Source organism: Planotetraspora silvatica (assembly GCF_016863315.1).
GTDB lineage: Bacteria > Actinomycetota > Actinomycetes > Streptosporangiales > Streptosporangiaceae > Planotetraspora > Planotetraspora silvatica.
On record NZ_BOOQ01000037.1, the window covers coordinates 53813 to 73330 of the forward strand.

Here is a 19518-nt window from a genome sequence, read left to right on the forward strand (position 1 = left end):
CGTCCGGCGGAGACGGCGGATCCGCCGTCTCCGCCGATGGTCTGGGGGGTTCGGGCAACAGCGGAGCGAACGACGAGACGTGGGGGCCGGCCAGGCCCAGGACCTGCCGGATCCACGTCTCGAGTCCCGTCGGGTCCGGTGGGGTGAGGCCCGGCGTCTCGCTGTCCTGGTCGTGCGGTGCCGCATCAGGCCGTGCCGTACTCACAGGATCAGCCGGTGATGACGGGGGCGAGCAGGCGCAGGTGCTCGAGTTGCTCCGCGAGTGTGCCGGCGATTGGTTGAACGCAGACGTGGTCGGCTCCTGCCTGGTGATGGGCGCGGACGTGCTCGCCGATGGTCTCCGGATCTCCACTGGGGATGACGGCGTCGATGAGCGCGTCGCTGCCGCCGCCCTCGAAGTCGCGATCGGAGAAGCCGAGTTCGCGCAGGTTGTTGAGGTAGTTGGGCATGGCCAGGTAGACCGCGGCGTACTTTCGCGCGATGGGCCGGCCGTGGTCGACGTCGGTGGTCACCACGACGGCCTGCTCGGGGGCGAGGACGGGGTCGGGCCCGAGGACCTCACGCGCCATCGCGGTGTGCTCCGGGGTGGTGAAGTACGGGTGTGCTCCCTGCGCCCTGGTGGCCGCCAGTTCGAGCATCTTGCGCCGCAGTGCCGCGAGGACCCGCGGCGGTTCGGGCACCGAGGGCAGACCGAACGAGGTGGCGTCCATGGCGTCGAGGTAGGCGCGCATGGTGGCCACCGGCTGGCTGTAGTCGTGGCCCCGAGTGGTCACGAGCGGGGCGTGGCTCACCCCCAGGCCGAGGACGAACCGATCTCCCCACGCCTCCGTCAGGGTCTTCGCCCCGTTGGCCGCCGACACCGCGTCACGCGCGTAGATGTTGGCGATGCCGGTCGCGATCTGAAGGCGTTGCGTGGCCGACAGCAGGAGTGCGGCCTGCGTCAGGGCATCCCGGCTCGTCGGGGTCTCGCCGAACCACAGCGCCTCGTAGCCGAGGCCCTCGATCTCGGCGGCTGCCCGGCGTACCGTCTCCGCGGGCACAGAGGAGAACGAGGCCAGCCACACTCCCGTGCGGCCGAGGCGTCGCTTGACGGTGGACGGGTCCGCGGGTCGCGCCGTACGGTCGGCCATCCGGAGTGCTCCTTCGTGTGTCGTGGCCGGTCATCGACCGGCGCCGGGACATCTCAGCATGGCATTGCCGATGTCGCGGCGAAGGGCAGGGGTGCCGATCGGGATCGCGTGTCGGGAGTCAGAGCATCTCAAGCGGCTGCCCGGCGCGCGGAGGCGGGAACGCCGTGTCCAGCACGAGCAGGTCCTCCTCGGCCAGCCGGATCTCGAGTGCGGCCTGGTTCTCGCGCACATGGGAGGCCTTCGCCGCCTTCGGAACGGCGATGACGCCGTCGTCCCTGAGCGTCCACGCGAGGGCCACCTGAGCCGGGGTGGCCTCGTGCCGCTCCGCCACTCCGCGGAGCGCCGGGTGCCCCAGCAGCCGGCCCTGCTCGACCGGCGAGTACGCCATGATCGGGATGCCGCGTTCATGGCACCAGGGGGCGAGCTCGAACTCGGACCCGCGCCGGGCCAGGTTGTACAGGATCTGATCGCTCTGTACGGCCTGGCCGCCCGCGAGAGCCACGAGTTCCGTCATGTCGCCGACGTCGAAGTTGCTCACCCCCCAGTGCCGGATGTGCCCGGAGGCGGTGAGCCGTTCGAAGGCCGACATCGTCTCCTCCAGCGGCACGCCTTCCCGCCAGTGCAGCAGATAGAGGTCGATCCTGTCGGTGCCGAGGCGCCGGAGGCTCTCCTCGCAGGCCGCGGCCGTGCCCCTCAGGGTGGCGTGGTGCGGCAGCACCTTGCCGACCAGGAACACCTCGTCGCGGCGTCCGGCGATCGCCTCACCGGTGAGCCGTTCCGCCTCGCCCTCGGCGTACATCTCGGCGGTGTCGATCAGCGTCATGCCCAGGTCGAGGCCCACCTGGAGCGCCGCGATCTCTTCGTCCCGTGATGAGCGGTTCTCGCCCATGCGCCAGGTGCCCTGACCCAGGACGGAGACCTCCTCGCCCGACGGAAGTTTGGTCATGCGCATGACGTCCTCCCAGTCCGACTTCGCGTCAGCCCGCGTCTTCCTGTTCCGCCCTCCCTTCCCCGGCCAGGACGGTGATTGGGCCAGGCGCGGGCCAAGACCGGGCAAAGTCATGTCGCCACGGTCCGTGTCGGAGCGACGCTCTATCGTCGCCGCGTGTCTCCTTGGACGCGGTGCTCGCCTATTTCCCTGGAGACCACAAGATGAAGAAACTGCTGTGCGCCGGTGCGGTCATGGCCGGCCTGCTGGCGTCCGGATGCGGGGGATCGAACAACTCCTCCAGCCCCGTCGCCGCGGACGAGTACAACGCGTCGCCGACCTCACCGGCGAACCCGTCAGAGGGCGAGTCCGGCATGATGTCGCCGGGCTACTCGGCATCCCCGACCTCGCCCATCATGATGGCGCCGACGGGCCCCGCGAAGATCGAGGTAGCGGACACGAAGCTCGGCAAGGTCCTCGTGGGCCTTGAGGGCCGCACGCTCTACCTCTTCACGAAGGACAAAGCCGGCACATCGATGTGCACCGGCGCCTGCGCGACCGCGTGGCCGCCGGCTCTCACCCTCGGCGCGCCCACGGCCGGCACGAGCGTCAAGCCCGAGCTCCTCAAGACGATCAAGCGCGACGACGGCATGACCCAGGTCGTCTACAACGACCACCCGCTGTACTACTACGCCAAGGACGAGAAGGCCGGCGACGTCAAGGGTCAGGACGCCAAGGACTTCGGCGGCGACTGGCACGCCGTGACGCCGGAAGGCAAGAAGGCCAAGCACTAGCCAGGTCCTCCCGGCTCGCGGTCCGACCCCTCGCCGCGGCTTTCGCCGGACGACTCCACGGCCCCGGTCTCCCGACCGGGTCCGGCACGGCATCACGACCGCCCCGGAGCGCACTCGCGCTCCGGGGCGGTCGTCGTCGTAGGGTGAAACAAAGTCGGGTTCGCCTCGCCTGCGCTGTCGGCGGCCCACTAGGCTTAGCTGTCAGTCCGCCCTGTGTCCGCGGCCGTTTCTACATGGAGATGGCATGTCATGGCACAGGCGCCAGTGGTTCTCGAGAACGTTCTCGTCGGCATGGCCGACCTCTTCGGGGTCGACGGAGCCGCTCTCATGCTGCTCGACGGGCAGGATCGCCTCCGGGCGGTCGGTGCCTCCGACGACGACGGCATCGCGCTGGAATCCGCACAGGAGTCGGTCGGGGACGGCCCGGCCATAGCGAGCGCGGTACGCGGCGACCTCGTCGCGATCAACGATCTTCACGCGGCGACCCCACTGGGATTCCCCCACGTGGCGGCGCACGCCCTACCGGTGCGGGCCGTCATGTCCGTGCCGCTCGTCGAGGAATCGGAACTCATCGGTGTCCTCGACTTCTACGCCCGGATCGGCCGGGAGTGGGACCCCGCGGCGGCGCAGACGGGCTCGTGTCTCGGCGAGCTCATGGTGATCGTCTTGCGGGTCCTCGCCGAGAGCAGGACTGATTCCTCCCCGTCTGGGCAGATGTGATGGCCGAGTCGCCGACTCTCCGCGACCGCGCCGGCGCTGAGGTGAGGTTCACGAGAGGAAATGGAATGACCCATATCGATCCGGAGGCGCTCGTCGCCAGTCTGCGCCGTCTGCAGAAGAGCACGACGGCGACCGGGATCGTGCAGCACCTCGAGCGCATCGTGCAGGTCGTCGATCGGATCTTCGGATATTCGGGGGCCGGTCTGATGTTCGCCGAGGAGGATCGCACTCTCCGGTATCTCTTCGCGACCGACGAGCGTGGCCGCAGCTTGGAGCACGCGCAGGCGATGACGGGCCAGGGGCCCTGCGTCGCCGCGTACGCGGGTGACACCGAGGTGACCACCGTGGACGTGAGGAGCGATCCACGCTGGCCCGAACTGCCCGAATTGCTGCACCCGGAGGTGCGGGCGGTGGCGGGCGTCCCGATAAGGCTGGGCGGAGTGCCCGTGGGCACGCTGAACGTCTATCAGGACGGCCCCCATGAGTGGGAGGACTCCGACGTCCAGGCGCTCCACGCGTACGCGCATGTGATCGAGCAGGTCCTGGTGGCCTCGATCGAGGCGGACGAGAAGGCGGTGCTCGCCGACCAGTTGCAGTACGCGCTGGACTACCGCGTGGTCATCGAGCGCGCCATCGGCTACCTCATGGGAAAGCACGATCTGACGGCCACACAGGCGTTCACCGGCTTGCGCAAGCAGGCGAGGGACAGCAGGCGGAGAGTCTCCGACCTGGCGGCCGAACTGCTGGGCGAACAGGGCCCGCATGATGTTGCGAATCCAGATCACGCCGTCTGACGGCGGAATCTCGATGGCGGTCCGGGGCGATCTCGACATGGAGGGGGCAGGGGAGCTGCGCGTGTGCGTCTCCGAAGCCCTGCAGACGTATCGTCCCGGGCACATCGATCTCGAACTCTCGGGCGTCGCCTTCATCGACTGCTCGGGCTGCAGGACACTGCTCTGGGTCCAGCAGCGGATGCGCGGGCGTGGGGGGACGGCGACCCTCGTCCGCCCGTCCTCGCTGGTTCTGCGCCTGCTGCGGCTCCTGGAGTTCGACCGTGAGCTGACCATCCGGAGCACGCCCGAGGACACGACACCCATGAGCCTGGAGGCGAACCCCGGTCTCAACTGACGCGGGCGATAGTCTGGGCCGCGATGTATCGATTCGTGTTCACGCAGGTCCTGAGCCGCTTCGACGCGGAGGCGGTCCACCATCTGACGATGAGACTGCTCCGCGTCCTTTCCGCGCTCCCCATCCTGAAGCGGGTGCTGCACGCCCTGCTCGCCCCGCGCGACGACTCCCTCAGGGTCGAGGCCTTCGGCGTCCGGTTCCCCGGGCCGCTGGGGCTCGCCGCGGGGTTCGACAAGGACGCCCGATGCGTCGAGGCGCTCGCCGCCTTCGGCTTCGGTCACGTCGAGGTGGGCACGATCACCGCCCGGGCGCAGCCCGGCAATCCCCGGCCGCGGCTCTTCCGGCTCGTGGACAGTCGGGCGATCATCAACCGGATGGGCTTCAACAACGACGGCGCGGCGGCGGCGGCCGTACGGCTCCGCAGGCCTCGGGTGATCCCCGCCGTCGTCGGGGTCAACATCGGCAAGACCAAGGTGGTGCCGGAGGCCGAGGCCGTACAGGACTACGTGACCGGCGCCCGGCTGCTCGCGCCTCTCGCGGACTACCTCGTGGTCAACGTGAGCTCGCCGAACACGCCCGGGCTGCGCGACCTGCAGGCGGTCGAGCTCCTCCGGCCTCTCCTGACCGCGGTCAAGGAGGTGGCGGGACGGACCCCGCTGCTGGTCAAGATCGCCCCCGACCTGGCCGACGAGGACGTCGACGCGGTCGCGGATCTCGCCGTCGATCTCGGCCTGGCCGGGATCATCGCCACCAACACCACGATCAGCCGCGCCGGAGTCGCCAGCACCGAGACGGGGGGCCTGTCGGGCCGGCCGCTCAAGGAGCGGTCGCTCGAGGTACTGCGGCGGTTGCACAAGAAGGTGGGCGACCGGCTCACGATCGTGTCCGTGGGCGGCGTCGAGAACGCCGACGACGTGTGGGACCGGCTGTGCGCGGGGGCCGGCCTCGTCCAGGGCTACACCGGAATGATCTACGAGGGCCCGCTGTGGGCGTCGAGGATCCACCGCGAGCTGGCCCGCCGCGTCCGGCGACACGGTCACACATCGATCGGCGAGGTCATCGGCACATCCGTCTGAGTCATGGAATACCCTCTGGGGGTACCCGTACCGGAAGGATGGACATGAGCGTGAAGACCTACACCGTCCAAGGCATGACCTGCGGCCACTGCGTCAGCTCCGTCAAGGAGGAGGTCGGCGAGCTCGCCGGAGTGACCGGCGTGGAGGTCGACCTCGCCTCCGGGCGGCTGGACGTCGTCGGTGAGGGCGTCACCGACGACGCCGTACGGCTGGCCGTCCAGGAGGCCGGTTACGAGATCGTCGCCTGAGCCGTCTCACGCGGCGCGGGTCCCGGGGGAGACATGACAGCGCGGATCGAGCTCGACATCGCCGGCATGACCTGCGCCTCCTGCGCGGGCAGGATCGAGCGCAAGCTCAACAAGCTCGACGGCGTGCACGCCGCGGTCAACTACGCCACGGAGAAGGCCAGCGTGGTCTTCCCGGATGATCTCGACCACCGTGAGCTGATCGCTCAGATCGAGAAGGCCGGGTACTCGGCCGCGCTGCCCGAGGCCGAGCCCGTGGCTCCGCGCGACACGCTGGAAGACCGCCTGATCCTGTCGCTCCTGCTGGCCGTCCCGGTCATCGCGGTGGGCATGGTCCCGGCGCTCCGGTTCCCCGGATGGGAGTGGTTCTCCCTGACGCTCACCACGCCCGTCGTCGCGTACGGCGGCCGGCCGTTCCACCAGGCCGCCTGGGTCAACCTCCGGCACGGTGCCGCGACGATGGACACCCTGATCTCGCTCGGCACCCTCGCCGCGTACGCCTGGTCGTCGTGGGCCCTGCTCGCCGGGCCCCCGTCGGGCCACACCTATCTCGAGGTGGCGGCGGGCGTGACGGTGTTCATCCTGGCGGGGCGGTACTTCGAGGCGAGGGCCAGACGCCTGGCCGGAAGCGCGCTACGCGAGCTGATGGAACTGGGCGCCAAAGACGTCACGGTGATCCGTCGGGGCGCCGAGACCCGCGTCCCGATCGGGATGTTGCAGGTCGGCGATGAGTTCGTCGTACGGCCAGGCGAGAAGATCGCCACTGACGGCGTCATCGTCGAAGGGGTGTCGGCCGTCGACGCGGGCATGCTCACCGGCGAGTCGGTGCCGGCCGAGGTCGGACCGGGTGACATGGTCACCGGCGCAACGCTGAACGAGAGCGGCAGGCTCGTCGTCCGGGCCGCGCGGGTCGGTTCGGACACCCAGCTCGCGCGGATCGCGGCTCTCGTGGCCGAGGCCCAGTCGGGCAAGGCCGCGGTCCAGCGCCTCGCCGACCGGGTCTCCGGCGTCTTCGTGCCCGTCGTGATCGTGCTGGCGGCCGCCACGCTCGTGTCCTGGCTCGCCGCGGGCGGCGGGGTGGTGCACGCCTTCACCGCGGCCGTCGCGGTGCTGATCATCGCCTGCCCGTGCGCGCTCGGCCTCGCGACCCCCACGGCCCTGCTCGTCGGCACGGGCCGGGGTGCGCGGCTCGGCATCCTGATCAAGGGCCCGGAGGTGCTCGAACGGGCCAGGAAGATCGACACCGTGGTCCTGGACAAGACCGGGACGGTGACCACCGGCCGCATGTCCCTGACAGCGGTCATGGCCGCCGACGGTGAGTCGGCCGAGGACGTGCTGCGGATGGCGGGGGCCGTCGAGCACGCGTCCGAGCATCCCGTCGCCAAGGCCGTCGTCGCCGCCGCCCGTGAGGCGGATCACCGGCTCCCCGCGGTCGAGGAGTTCGAGAGCCTTCCCGGGCTCGGTGTAAGGGGTGTCGTGGAGGGCCGGGTCGTGCTGGCCGGCCGGCGCGCGCTGCTCGCGGGGACACGGCACCTGCCGCCCGCGGTCGAGGAGGCGCTCGCCGCCGCCGAGGCCGCAGGCGGCACGGCCGTGGCCGTCGGCTGGGACGGCGTCCCCCGAGGCGTCCTCGTCGTGTCCGACACGATCAAGGAGACGTCGGCGAGAGCCGTACGGGATCTACGGGACCTCGGCCTGGATCCGATCCTGCTCACCGGGGACAACCGGGCCGCCGCCGACGCCGTGGCGGGCTCCGTCGGCATCGAGCACGTGATCGCCGAGGTGTTGCCCGCGGACAAGGTCGAGGTGGTCAAGCGGCTCCAGGCCGAGGGCCGTGTGGTGGCCATGGTCGGCGACGGGGTCAACGACGCCGCGGCGCTGGCCCAGGCGGACCTGGGCCTGGCCATGGGCACGGGGACCGACGCGGCGATCGAGGCCGCAGACGTGACCCTCGTCAGAGGCGACCTCCGCGTGGCCGCGGACGCCGTCCGCCTGTCCCGCCGGACGCTGAGGACCATCAGGGGTAACCTCTTCTGGGCCTTCGCCTACAACGTGGCCGCGCTCCCGATGGCGGCGGCCGGATGGCTCAACCCCATGATCGCCGGTGCCGCCATGGCCCTGTCGAGCGCGTTCGTCGTTACCAACAGCCTCCGCCTCCGCCACTTCCACCCCCACCCTCGCGCGTGATCATGCACAGGTTCGTGGAACCACGGCCCGGCCTGCGCCAACTCCGGCCGTGATCATGCACAGGTTCGTTGGAATGCGGTGTGACGTGCGCCAACGCTGGCCGTGATCATGCACAGGTTCGTGAACCTGCCTCACAACCTGTGCGAACCCTCGCCATGATCATGCACGTACGGGTCACATGCTGGGACGGGTGGACTCGGCCGAGTGGGTCATCTCGTCGAGGTGGTTCATCACCTCATGCACGAGCACGACCTCCGGCCGGTGCCGCCGCCACCCCGTTCCGCCCCGCTGCCAGGGATGGGGGCCCGCCAGGGGCCGGTACTCCACGCCGAAGGCGTCCAGCCGTACGAGATGGACGTCGAGGCGCCGCAGGAAATCCGCGCCTGCGGCAGGCTCTCCCGCCCAGGTGATCTCGGCCGCGGCGCACCCGCGAGGCCACGCACGATAGTCCAGAGTGCGGCTGTCGGGGATGCGCTCGCTCCACAGTTGGAACTGCGCGCCGATCACCCGGGCACGCTCGTCCGGCGTCCATTCGGCGGGCGCCGGAGCGAAGCCGGCGACGTCCTCGACGGTGACCGTGTCGCCGATCCCCACCGGCTCCTCATCGGAGGCGGCCTCGGCGTAGTCGAAGTACATCGGGAAGACGGACGTCGCCACGACGTCGTGTCCCGCGGCCGCCGCGCGGCGGCCGACTCCCTGGCCGCGCCATGGCATGACGACCGTGTCCTGCCGCAACATGCCGCTGACGAACGCCTCGTCCCATACGACGGCACGGCTGCCGCGCTCGGCCAGCACGTCCGCGAGCCGTCGCAGGAACCAGGCGTGCAGGTCACTGGGCGTTTCCAGGCCCAGCTCCGCTTGGTACGCGGAGATCTCAGGCGAGGCGGCCCAATCGTCCAGCACGCATTCGTCCCCGCCGATGTGGAAATACGGCACCGGGCCCAGTGCCCCGATGATCTCGTCGAACACCGTGGCCAGGAACTCGACGGTGGCGGGCAGCGGAGAGAGGATCGCCGGCGAGATGCCCCAGCGGTCGAGGACTTCGTACGGCTCGCCGGGCTTGGCGCCGAGCGACGGATAGGCGGCCAGGATCGCTGAAGCGTGTCCGGGCACGTCGATCTCCGGGACGATCGTGACCGCCCGGGCTCGCGCGTAGGCGGAGATCTCCGCCAGATCGGACAGCGTGTAGAAGCCGCCGTGCGGCAGTCCGTCGAAGGTGGACTCTTCGCCGAAGGGGCTGGTCGTGGTCTGCGCCCGGTGGGACCCGACCTCGTGGAGCAGCGGGAACGCCCGGCTCTCGACCCGCCACCCCTGGTCGTCGACCAGATGGAGATGGAGCCGGTTGAGCTTGTGGAGCGCCAGCAGATCGATCATCCGGAGCACATCACGCTTAGGAAGGAAATGTCGGGAGATATCCATGTGGGCGCCTCGCCATGAGAACCCCGGAGCATCCTCAATGCGGCCTGCAGGGAGCGTCCATGAAGTTCCGGGCAATTGTGCGGACCGGAACGCCTCGGCGGGCAGAAGCTGCCTCAGCGTCTGCCCCGCGTAGAAGGCGCCCGCGGACCCGCCCGCGACGATCAGCACCGATTCCGCCGTGATCGTGACGCGGTACGCCTCGTCTCCCAGGCCGGGGTCCTGTTCCACCCGTACCGCCGCCGTCTCAGCAGGTCGCAGGTCCAGTACGGCCAGAGCCAGCCGTACGGAGTCGACGAGGTGAGCGGGACCGGAGACGCCGGCGCCGGGCGTGAGCTCGAACGATCCTGGCGCCTTTTCGGCCAGCTTGGGACGGGGAAGCAGGTAATCCATACCCCAGATCATGCCAAACGGCCCGAATCGCCTTGACACCCGCTTCCTCGCATGATCACGAAACGGAAAGTGCCAGGTCGGGGCTCATGTGACCGAACCTGTGCATGATCACGACTCGAGAAAACCCAGGTAGGGCCGCATACTCACGAACCCATGCATGATCACGCGCGAGGGAGGGGTCAGGTGAGGTAGTTCTGGAGGCCCTTGGCGAGGGATTCGGCGATGCGCTGACGGAATGCGGCGCTCTTGAACTTGGCCGCCTCGCTCGCGTTGCGCATGTTCCCGCACTCGATGAAGATCTTGGGAACGGTCGAAAGGTTGAGCCCGCCGAGGTCCTTCCGGTAGTCGAGCGCGCTCTTCCCGATGTAGGTCGAGTACGGCAGGCCCGTTCCGGAGTGGAACGCGTCCCTGACGTCGATGCCGAGCTTCTTGGACGCGCCCACGACCGGGTCGACCGGCCCGTGGATCTTCTGCGGCATGATGATGTGGAAGCCGTGCGCGCTCGCCGGGGCGCCGTCTCCATGGATGGAGATCGCGGCGTTGGCCTTGGCCTGGTTGCCGATCGCCGCCCTCTGGGTGATGCACGGGCCCGCGCCGGTGTTGTTCTTGCGCGTCAGCTTGACCGTGGCGCCCTTGGCCTTGAGGAGTGCGGCCAGCCGATTCGAGACGTCCCAGGTGAACGAGGCCTCGGAGTACCCGTCGTTCGTCGCCGTCCCGGTGGTGTCGCAGGCCTTCCACTGGGTGAGGACGTTGACCTGCTTGTTGATGATCTCAGGGTGCTTGAAGTTGCCCCCGTTGTGGCCGGGGTCGATCACGATGACCTTGCCGGCGAGGGGGCGTGTCGGCCTCTTCTTGGCGACCTTCGAAGGCACGACGTCGGCCGGGTTCACGTTCGGCGCGGTGATCCCTGTGACCTGGGAGGTCGCGGCCGCAGGCTCCGTGACAGCCTGGGTCGCGTCCGAGTTCGCCGTACCGCCGCAGGAGGCGGCTCCCAGTCCGGCCAGGACGAGAGCTGCGGCGGCAAGTTTGCGACTGGTCACGGCAAGATCCCTTCACGGAGGTCTGTCGCTTCCCAACCTACGTGTAGAAGGGGCGTAATCAGACCGTTATGCCGTGAAACGAGATTCCCAAACAGGCTCCGCGACGTCTTGCTTGTGCAAGAGGGCGGCCAATTCCCGGGCATCTTCCGCGTCGAGCCCCAGCACCACGCGCGGCCGTCCCCATGGATGGTCGATCGAATGGGCGACGTAGCTCGCCACGGACTCGGCTATGTCCTCGGCGTGCAGCCCACGAGCCTCGCGCCAGTAGGCCCACGCCCGCTCGAGCTCACCCGCGGCGCGCTGGGCGCAGGAGACCAACTCCGGATCACGCATGAATCCCCCCGATTTTCGTGGAAATAGTCGCCGACCTGGCGGGTCCCCCCGATGTCTGCGACCCGCCGGGGGTCGGCGTCACAGTCGGAGTCAACACCGTCCGCGATTCGACACGTCGGCGGTTGACCTAGCTTTGGGAATCGCTTGGAACGGGGCAGGTGCTCCGGCGGACGATCAGCTGAGGGGTCACCTGGCGCAGGCGGGCGGCCTTGCCGGGCTCGGTGATGCGGTCGCTGAGCAGTGCGGCGGCCGAGCGGCCCATCGCTCTGCGGGGCTGGTCGACGCTGGTCAGCGAGATGTGGTTGACCGCCGCGAGGTGGGTGTTGTCGTATCCGACGACGGACAGGTCCTCGGGGACGCGCAGGCCCAACTCGCTCGCCGCGGTGAGAACGCCCATGGCGACGATGTCGTTCGCCGCGAATATGGCGGTGGGGCGTGGGTCGCGCGCCAGCAGCGCACGCGCCGCGCGCCGTCCGCCCTCTTCGGTGAAGTCTCCGTGCTCGACCATGATGTACGGCGCCAGCGCGTGACGGCGCATGGCCACCAGATAACCCTCACAGCGGTAACGGGCCGCGGAAGAGGGGGTGCCCTCGATGTGGGCGATGCGCCGGTGGCCGAGCTCGACCAGGTGATCGATCGCGAGGCGGGCGCCTAATTGGTCGTCGTCCACGACGATGTCGACGCCCCCGAGGGAGACGTCGCGCTCGCCGACCACGACCGTGGGCGTGTACGCGGAGGCCTCCGCGAGGGTGGAGCTTGAGGGGGCGACGCCGAGCAGGACGAGCCCGTCGACCCGGAGTTCGAGAAAGGCCTCAACGGCCTCGTCCTCGAACGCGGGGTCCCAGCGCCCGCTGCCGATCAACAGCCGAAGGCCGTCGCCGTGCAGGCTCTCCTGGAGGCCGTCGAGAAACTCGGCGTAGAAGGGGTTGTGGAGGTCGGCCACCAGAGCGCCCACGAGGTGGGTCCGGCCCTCGACCAGGCTGCGGGCCACGGCGTTGGGGCGGTAACCGAGCTCCCTGGCGGCCTGCAGCACCGCCTCCCGGCGATGCTCGCTGACGTGTGACGAACCTCTGAGCACGAGGGACACCAGCGACTTCGAGACGCCGGCACGCTCAGCCACGTTGCGGATCGTCGGCCGTGGCCGCGGACTGAACCCCTCGGACAAGCCACCGTCGGGCAGCGAGCCCGCGACGTCGTTCCGGGCAGTGGTCTGCATGGACGGTCCTGACATGGTTCTCCCCACGATGCGTGGACGTGCACCTGACACAACAAACGATCGAGTTGCCCGTAGGGTACGGGCCGCTCACAGTTGTGTTGCTTCTTTCCGGTCTGTTCGCATCTCCCAAAGAGCGCTCTCAGGTCCGTGCACTACCCCTGATCGGCGCAAATGTTCATCCGAGGAAAATGTGGATCCTTCCACATTCGCATCTTGATCAACTAGCGCCGTCACGCCGGGACGACCCGATAGTGTGCGATCTGTGGGTGCCACATCCCAGGCCGAAAACGACCCGGAACGGGCGGCCGGAGCGCGGCCCGCGCGGCGCCGGCTCAGCGTCGACCGCAGGCGCGAGGAACTGATCGCGGCCGCGCTGGAGCTGTTCAGCAGGCACGACGCGGAGGATGTCTCGATAGACGACGTCGCCACTGCGGCGGGTGCCTCTCGAGCGCTCGTCTACCACTACTTCGGTGGCAAGCAGGAGCTCTACGTGGCGGCGCTGCGCAGCGCGGCGAAGGAACTCGAGGCCCGGCTCAGGCCGCAGGAAGGCGGAAACCCTCTCGATGAGTTGTCGCGCGGGCTGGCGCGATACTTCGACTTCGTGGAAGAGCACGCGGCCGGCTTCGCGGCGCTGCTCAGAGGCGGCCCGGCGAACCGGGCGGGGGAGATCGGGGAGATCGTCGACGGGGTACGGCAGCGCCTCTTCCGGCTCGTGATGAACCGGCTGCGTGTCGGCGTGCCCGGACCCGTCTTGCGGATCACCCTCAGATCGTGGATCGCATCAGTGGAGACGGCCGGCCTCGACTGGCTGGAGCATCGGGACATCGACCGGCCCGAGCTGGAGCGGCTGCTCATGGACCACATGGTCGCCCTGCTCGAGGTGGCGGCACGTCGTGATCAGGACGCGGAACACCTGCTCGAATCTCCAAGACGGGGGACCGACCGGGTGACGCCTGACGATCAGTGAGCACAGTGCCGGGGAGGCGCCGGGCGGGCGGCGCCGACCCCACACCTTCCCGTGACCCATGGTGGCCACGGGCGTGTGGTCGACGCGCTCACATCTGTGACGCGAGCGCGTCTTTTCTTCCCCCCTGCTTCGGCGACGACCGGGTGGTCTACTCGGAGCGCTGCTGCGGTATCCCCGCGAGCAGCGCCCGGACCTCGGTCTCCCGGTAGCGCCGGTGTCCGCCGAGCGTGCGGATAGATGTCAACTTGCCCGCCTTCGCCCACCGGGTGACGGTCTTGGGGTCGACGCGGAACATGGTTGCGACCTCCGCCGGGGTCAGCAATGGCTCGGCCTCGGGTGTACGAGCTGACATTTGTGCGGCCTCTCCTCCGTGTGGACCGGCGACAGCGATCCTGCGACTTTTCTGCGCTTGTCACGGATGTCCCCCAATGATCCATAAGGTGCGGTTTCAGGATCATTTGCGGTATCACCCGATGTGACCATACAGCCACGTAGTGCGATTGGCGAGCCCTCTGGGCGCAACGTCTCGACCACGTGTTGTTGTCACGCTCGGTGATTCTAGCGACACGTTTCGTGGTATCGCAGTGAAAACGGCAAACTACTCAGTTCGTAGATGTGAGATCGAAGGTTCCGTGACCTGATTTGGCAGGTCACAGACCTGTCTTTACCGTCAGTTTGCGAATTGCAGAGCTTGGACTGATCTCCAGCGGACTATCACTCGCTGGTACATCGCGAAGGCAAGTTCTTCCTGACCGTTGTCCAAACCGCCGAGGGCGGTCGCCACCTCGGCGACGGACTGGTCGTTCTGCAGAGTCTCGTCGTCCATGAGATGGACGAGCCCGCCGTAGTCGAGTTCCACGAGCGAGTGCGGGTGGAATTCCTCGAGCCACCGGCCGACCTCCTCCACCTCGCCGAGCGTGGTGACCTGGCCGACGTGCCGCCGGATCACGACCAGCGCCCTGGCGACCCTGCGCCTTGCCTGCGCCATCGACGTGACGTAGAGCATGTTCCGGGGTGGCGCGGTCGTCGTCTGCGCGGTGGGCTCCGTGGTCTCACCCTGGTCGGCGCCGAGGACCAGCCAGCGCTCGGCCGAGTCGAACGGCACGAACCACGAGGTCGGGACGTGCCAGGTGTTCGTCCGGATGTGGGTCCGCAGTGAGTGCTCGTATCGCTTGAACCGGTCGAAGGCGTCCGCCGTGCGTTCGGCGACGGTCTGGGGGACGAACCGGTCCGCGAGCTTGATCGACATGCTGCCGCGGAACGTGGTGAACGCCAGCCAGGACCGCAGCCTGCTCTGCCACGGGCAGACGTAGAGCGTGTCGCCCAGGCGGCGGAGGTAGGCGTTGGCGCTCTCCTGTTCGGGAGCCGGCATCGGCGGCACGTACATGAGCCTCCGTACGGACTCCCCGTGCTCGACTTCCAGTGCATGGGCTCGGCGCGGCCGGTCCCGGGACTCGGCGTAACCGGTCCACGCCTCCTGGTCTCGTGGAGCGAAGGCCGTCAACGGTTCGTACACACGGAGGTAGGCGGCGTAGGGGAGCACACGAGAATCGTGCCACGTCGGCGCGAAGATGTGGCGCACTGTCCTGATTTTCCATGATCACTTTGCAATGGCGTCGGTAAGCTGAGCGGGAATCGCCGCAACGAGGCGGCGTACATAGGCGATCAGGAGTCACCACCGTGACTGACGTCTTCGGGCTTTCTCACAAGGACCCCAGCCCGGTCGTCCAATCAGGCAAGCATGAGCAGGTCGTGTTCTGCTCCGATGAGCGCAGCGGCCTGCACGCGATCATCGCGATCTACAGCACCGCCCTCGGGCCGGGACTGGGGGGTACCCGGTTCTATCCCTATGGCGATGAGCAGGCCGCTCTAGCCGACGTGCTCAATCTCTCCCGTGCCATGGCGTACAAGAACTCCCTCGCGGGGCTCGACCACGGCGGCGCCAAGGCCGTGATCATCGGAGATCCGGCGACGGACAAGAGCGAGGCCCTGCTCCGGGCCTACGGCCGGTTCATCGAGTCGCTCGGCGGTCGTTACTACACCGCCTGTGACGTGGGCACCTACAGCGAGGACATGGACGTCGTCGCCAGAGAGAGCTCCTACGTCACCGGGCGCACCGAGGCGCACGGCGGCGCGGGCGACTCCTCGATCCTCACCGCCTTCGGCGTCTTCCAGGGCATGCGCGCCGCGGCCGAGCACGTGTACGGCGCACCGTCGCTGAAGGGCAGGCGCGTCGGGGTCGAGGGCGTGGGCAAAGTGGGCCACCGGCTGGTCGACCACCTGATCGAAGAAGGCGCCGAGGTCGTGATCTGTGATGTGAACGACACCGCCGTCGATCGCGTACGGCACCGCCACCCTTCGATCCACGTCGTGGCGGACGCCGTCGCGCTCTCCTCGGCCGACATCGACGTCTATGCCCCCTGCGCTCTGGGCGGCGCCCTGGATGATGCCACCGTGGCCCGGCTCAACGCCAAAATCGTGTGCGGCGGCGCGAACAACCAGCTCGCCCACCCCGGTGTGGACAAGCAGCTCGCCGAGCGTGGGATCGCCTACGCCCCTGACTACGTGGTGAACTCCGGTGGGGTCATCCAGGTCGCCGACGAGATCGAAGGCTTCAACATGGCCAGGGCGCGCGCGAGGGCGGAAAAGATCTTCGACACCACATCGAAGATCTTTAAGCTGGCCGATGAGGAAGGCGTTCCCCCGAGCGCCGCAGCGGATAGGCTGGCCGAGCGCAGAATGTCCGAAATGGGACGTCTGAGGGGTATTTGGCTCCGGCGCTGACCGGCGACGTCCGTACGACGTACCGAGCAGCGCGCAAAACAGGTACGGTAATAGGCGAACGAGAGACTGGCGCCTGAAGTCAGGTGGCGTCGGTGCGCGGTGCGTTAGCGACGAGGGGTCGGGCACGACCCCGCATGAGGGGGTCGAGCCAATGGGGCGCGGCCGAGCCAAGGCCAAGCAGGTCAAGGTCGCCCGCCAGCTGAAGTACAACAGCGGCGGCACGGATCTTGAGCGCCTGCGCGCGGAGCTCGGAGTCGTGGATGAGGACGATTCCGGCCACAGCGACGAGCATGACCCTTACGACGAGCTGGCTGATCGCTATGCCGATTATGCGGACGTCGACGATGACGAGGATGACGGCGACAGCGGTCGCTCCGGCCGCCGTTGATTCCGCTCTGAATGCCAGGTGAGACACCCGGCGGGAGAACCTTCCCGCCGGGTGCCTTCGTCCTGTGCGGAGCCGGGCACCGTGCCTGGGCACACGTCTAGGGCAGTGCCCCGGCACACGTGCCAGGGACGCGGTTTCGTCGTGCCGGTCATGTCAGCTCGTGATCAATCGTGATCAGGCGAACCGGGCCTCGCCGGAACCTTCGACGATCTCGCCGAGCACCCAGGTCGGCACTCCGCGCCCGGAGAGCAGCGCCGTCGCCCTGTCGGCCTCCTCGGCCGGGACGATCGCGCACATTCCCACGCCGAGGTTGAACGTCTTGTCCATCTCGGCCTGCGGCACCGCGCCGTGGCCGGCCAGGACACCGAAGATCGCCGGAGGGGTCCAGGAGCCGCGGTCGAGCAACGCGTCGGCCGTCGGGGGAAGCGACCGGGCCAGGTTGGCCGCCAGGCCTCCGCCGGTGATGTGCGCGAAGGCGTGCACCTCCGCCTCGCGGATGAGGGCCAGGCAGTCGAGAGCGTAGACGCGGGTGGGCTCGAGCAGTTCCTCGCCCAGCGTTCGCGACAGCTCGGGGATCTCTTGGTCGAGGCCCAGCCCGGCGCTCGCGATGACATGCCTGACCAGGGAGTACCCGTTCGAGTGGATCCCGCTCGACGCCAGTGCGAGCACGACGTCGCCCGGCTTCACGCGGTCGGGCCCCAGCAGTTCGGAGGCCTCGACGACCCCGGTCCCCGCGCCGGCCAGATCGTATTCGTCCGGCCCCATCGCCCCCGGATGCTCGGCGGTCTCCCCGCCGATGAGGGCGCACCCCGCGAGGCGGCATCCCTCGGCCACGCCGCCGACGATGTCGGCGATGCGCTCGGGGACGACCTTGCCGCAGGCGATGTAGTCGGTCATGAACAGGGGCTCGGCCCCGCAGACGACGAGGTCGTCGACGACCATGCCCACGAGGTCGATGCCGATGGTGTCGTGCTTGCCGAGTCGCTGGGCCAGCATGACCTTGGTCCCCACGCCGTCCGTCGAGGTGGCGAGGAGCGGCCGGCGATAGCGGAGGAACGCCGAGGCGTCGAAGAGTCCCGCGAAACCGCTGACGTCATGGACGACCTCGGGACGGTGCGAGCGGGCCACCCGCGACTTCATCAGCTCGACGGCCCGCTCGCCCGCGTCGATGTCGACGCCGGCGGCGGCGTAGCTCGTCATCGCTGGGCCTCCAGGACGTATTTTCCGACCCGATCCTGGTCGATCGCGATGGGGTACTGGCCGTTGAAGCAGGCGCGGCAGAGCCGGTCCGCGGGGATCGTGGTCGCGCGGGTGAGCCCGTCGAGCGAGATGTAGCCGAGGGAGTCGGCCCCGAGCGAGGTGCGGATCTCCTCCACCGACAGCGAGCCGGCGATCAGCTCGGCCCTGGTGGCGAAGTCGATCCCGTAGAAGCAGGGCCAGGCCACAGGCGGCGAGGAGATCCGTACATGGACCTCGAGGGCGCCGGCCTCGCGGAGCATCTTGACGATCGCCCGCTGGGTGTTGCCGCGGACGATGGAGTCGTCGACGACGACCAGCCGCTTGCCCTCGATGACCTCGCGGAGCGGGTTCAGCTTGAGGCGGATGCCGAGTTGCCGGATGGTCTGCGACGGCTGGATGAACGTCCGGCCGACGTAGGAGTTCTTCACCAGGCCCTGGCCGTAGGGGATGCCGCTCTGTTCGGCGTAGCCGATGGCGGCGGGCGTGCCCGACTCGGGCGTCGGGATCACGAGGTCGGCGTCGACGGGGTGTTCCCGCGCCAGGGCGCGGCCCACCTCGACCCGCGTCGCCTGCACGCCACGCCCGGCGATCGTGGTGTCGGGCCGCGCGAGGTAGACGTACTCGAACAGGCAGCCCTTGGGCTCGGGAGCCGCGAACCGGCGCGACCGCACGCCGCGCTCGTCGATCGTCAGCAGTTCGCCGGGCTCGATCTCGCGGACGAACGAGGCGCCCACGATGTCCAGCGCCGCCGTCTCCGAGGCGACCACCCAGCCGGTCTTCTCCTGAGCCGCCGGACCGGAGGGGCCCGACACGCCTGCCAGCCGGCCGAGCACCAGAGGACGGATGCCCTGGGGATCGCGGGCGGCGAACAAGGTGGTCTCGTTCATCCACACCAGCGAGTAGGCGCCCTTGACCTCGGGGAACAGCTCCGCGGCGACGTCCTCCACCGGGCGGGAGCCGTCCTGCGCCAGCAGGGCGGTCAGCACCTCGGTGTCGGTCGTGGCCTTGATCGTGCCCGCGGGAAGCCGAGCGGAGAGCTCGGCGGTGTTGATCAGGTTGCCGTTGTGGGCGAGCGCGAGACCATTGCCCTCGGAGGAGCTCAGCGTGGGCTGTGCGTTCTCCCAGACGCTCGATCCGGTCGTGGAGTAGCGGCAGTGCCCGATGGCCAGGTGGCCGCGCAGCGTCCCGAGGATCGACTCGTCGAAGACCTGGGCCACCAGGCCCATGTCCTTGTACACGAGAATGCGGCTGCCCTCGCTCACTGCGATGCCCGCGGACTCCTGGCCCCGGTGCTGCAGCGCGTACAAGCCGTAGTAGGTGAGTTTGGAGACGTCCTCCCCGGGAGCCCACACACCGAATACGCCACAGGCGTCTTGAGGTGCACGATCCCTGGGGTCGAGGTCATGGCCGAGACGGCCGTCGCCCTTCAACACGTACTTGAGTCTAGGTCGGCCCCGATGCTGCTCGGACACGCGGGTGGCGAAGTCACGGGTGAACGATCGATGGCGCTTTGCCGTGTCACGCCTGTTCAACGCCC

General features: G+C 68.8%; 20 protein-coding genes. 10 read left to right on the plus strand and 10 right to left on the minus strand.

The features are described from left to right. Nucleotides 1-209: 209 nt before the first annotated feature. Together Psi02_RS26570 and Psi02_RS26575 are read right to left on the minus strand one after the other, a co-directional pair. A complete protein-coding gene (locus Psi02_RS26570) occupies nt 210-1130 on the minus strand; it encodes a TIGR03620 family F420-dependent LLM class oxidoreductase (RefSeq protein ID WP_203978388.1) in 921 nt (306 codons plus the stop codon). Between the two features lie 118 nt (nt 1131-1248). Continuing rightward, a complete protein-coding gene (locus Psi02_RS26575) occupies nt 1249-2076 on the minus strand; it encodes an aldo/keto reductase (RefSeq protein ID WP_308442272.1) in 828 nt (275 codons plus the stop codon). Between the two features lie 206 nt (nt 2077-2282). On the opposite strand from Psi02_RS26575, the gene Psi02_RS26580 reads away from it, so the two are divergent. From Psi02_RS26580 to Psi02_RS26610, 7 genes are all read left to right on the plus strand, one after another. Continuing rightward, nucleotides 2283-2852 carry a COG4315 family predicted lipoprotein gene (locus tag Psi02_RS26580; RefSeq protein ID WP_203978390.1) on the plus strand — a complete coding sequence of 190 codons (570 nt, stop codon included), beginning with the start codon at nt 2283-2285 and terminating at the stop codon, nt 2850-2852. A 249-nt stretch (nt 2853-3101) separates the two neighbouring features. After that, nucleotides 3102-3572: a GAF domain-containing protein gene (locus Psi02_RS26585; protein WP_203978391.1), complete on the plus strand. Its 471-nt coding sequence runs from the start codon at nt 3102-3104 to the stop codon at nt 3570-3572. Between the two features lie 65 nt (nt 3573-3637). Continuing rightward, nucleotides 3638-4366 carry a GAF and ANTAR domain-containing protein gene (locus Psi02_RS26590; RefSeq protein ID WP_203978392.1) on the plus strand — a complete coding sequence of 243 codons (729 nt, stop codon included), beginning with the start codon at nt 3638-3640 and terminating at the stop codon, nt 4364-4366. 13 nt (nt 4367-4379) lie between these two features. Next, complete coding sequence (locus Psi02_RS26595) at nt 4380-4700, plus strand: STAS domain-containing protein (protein WP_239095173.1); 321 nt, start codon at nt 4380-4382, stop codon at nt 4698-4700. A 23-nt stretch (nt 4701-4723) separates the two neighbouring features. Then, nucleotides 4724-5776, plus strand: coding sequence for a quinone-dependent dihydroorotate dehydrogenase (locus Psi02_RS26600; protein ID WP_203978394.1), 1053 nt, complete (start codon nt 4724-4726; stop codon nt 5774-5776). A 44-nt stretch (nt 5777-5820) separates the two neighbouring features. Then, entirely contained in the window at nt 5821-6024 is a 204-nt protein-coding gene (locus tag Psi02_RS26605; RefSeq protein ID WP_203978395.1) for a heavy-metal-associated domain-containing protein, read from the plus strand. A 33-nt stretch (nt 6025-6057) separates the two neighbouring features. Further along, nucleotides 6058-8205 carry a heavy metal translocating P-type ATPase gene (locus Psi02_RS26610; protein WP_203978396.1) on the plus strand — a complete coding sequence of 716 codons (2148 nt, stop codon included), beginning with the start codon at nt 6058-6060 and terminating at the stop codon, nt 8203-8205. A 174-nt stretch (nt 8206-8379) separates the two neighbouring features. Here the strand turns inward: Psi02_RS26610 and Psi02_RS26615 are convergent, their stop codons facing one another. The 4 genes from Psi02_RS26615 to Psi02_RS26630 all read right to left on the minus strand — a co-directional run bounded on the left by Psi02_RS26615 (nt 8380) and on the right by Psi02_RS26630 (nt 12618). Continuing rightward, entirely contained in the window at nt 8380-10014 is a 1635-nt protein-coding gene (locus tag Psi02_RS26615; RefSeq protein ID WP_203978397.1) for a beta-N-acetylhexosaminidase, read from the minus strand. 179 nt (nt 10015-10193) lie between these two features. Next, entirely contained in the window at nt 10194-11054 is an 861-nt protein-coding gene (locus Psi02_RS26620) for an N-acetylmuramoyl-L-alanine amidase (protein WP_203978398.1), read from the minus strand. A gap of 66 nt (nt 11055-11120) precedes the next feature. Then, complete coding sequence (locus Psi02_RS26625) at nt 11121-11387, minus strand: hypothetical protein (protein ID WP_203956486.1); 267 nt, start codon at nt 11385-11387, stop codon at nt 11121-11123. A gap of 127 nt (nt 11388-11514) precedes the next feature. Then, nucleotides 11515-12618: a LacI family DNA-binding transcriptional regulator gene (locus tag Psi02_RS26630; protein WP_203978399.1), complete on the minus strand. Its 1104-nt coding sequence runs from the start codon at nt 12616-12618 to the stop codon at nt 11515-11517. A 247-nt stretch (nt 12619-12865) separates the two neighbouring features. Between Psi02_RS26630 and Psi02_RS26635 the strand changes: the two genes are divergently transcribed. Continuing rightward, nucleotides 12866-13570, plus strand: a complete 705-nt coding sequence (locus Psi02_RS26635) for a TetR/AcrR family transcriptional regulator (RefSeq protein ID WP_203978400.1) — start codon at nt 12866-12868, stop codon at nt 13568-13570. 148 nt (nt 13571-13718) lie between these two features. Here the strand turns inward: Psi02_RS26635 and bldC are convergent, their stop codons facing one another. After that, nucleotides 13719-13922: a developmental transcriptional regulator BldC gene (gene bldC, locus Psi02_RS26640; RefSeq protein WP_013133571.1), complete on the minus strand. Its 204-nt coding sequence runs from the start codon at nt 13920-13922 to the stop codon at nt 13719-13721. Between the two features lie 318 nt (nt 13923-14240). Then, the gene (locus tag Psi02_RS26645) at nt 14241-15113 is read right to left on the minus strand and encodes a DUF8083 family protein (protein WP_203978401.1); all 873 of its coding nucleotides are present in this window, start codon (nt 15111-15113) and stop codon (nt 14241-14243) included. 137 nt (nt 15114-15250) lie between these two features. On the opposite strand from Psi02_RS26645, the gene Psi02_RS26650 reads away from it, so the two are divergent. Next, the gene (locus Psi02_RS26650; RefSeq protein WP_203978402.1) at nt 15251-16354 is read left to right on the plus strand and encodes a Leu/Phe/Val dehydrogenase; all 1104 of its coding nucleotides are present in this window, start codon (nt 15251-15253) and stop codon (nt 16352-16354) included. Nucleotides 16355-16505: 151 nt separating this feature from the next. Next, nucleotides 16506-16742: a DUF3073 domain-containing protein gene (locus tag Psi02_RS26655; protein ID WP_203956491.1), complete on the plus strand. Its 237-nt coding sequence runs from the start codon at nt 16506-16508 to the stop codon at nt 16740-16742. A gap of 174 nt (nt 16743-16916) precedes the next feature. Here Psi02_RS26655 and purM read toward each other — a convergent pair whose 3' ends face one another. Both purM and purF read right to left on the minus strand, forming a co-directional pair. Further along, complete coding sequence (gene purM / locus Psi02_RS26660; protein WP_203978403.1) at nt 16917-17942, minus strand: phosphoribosylformylglycinamidine cyclo-ligase; 1026 nt, start codon at nt 17940-17942, stop codon at nt 16917-16919. Continuing rightward, complete coding sequence (gene purF / locus Psi02_RS26665; protein ID WP_203978404.1) at nt 17939-19414, minus strand: amidophosphoribosyltransferase; 1476 nt, start codon at nt 19412-19414, stop codon at nt 17939-17941. The genes purM and purF overlap by 4 nt, the downstream gene beginning before the upstream one ends. Nucleotides 19415-19518 lie beyond the last annotated feature (104 nt).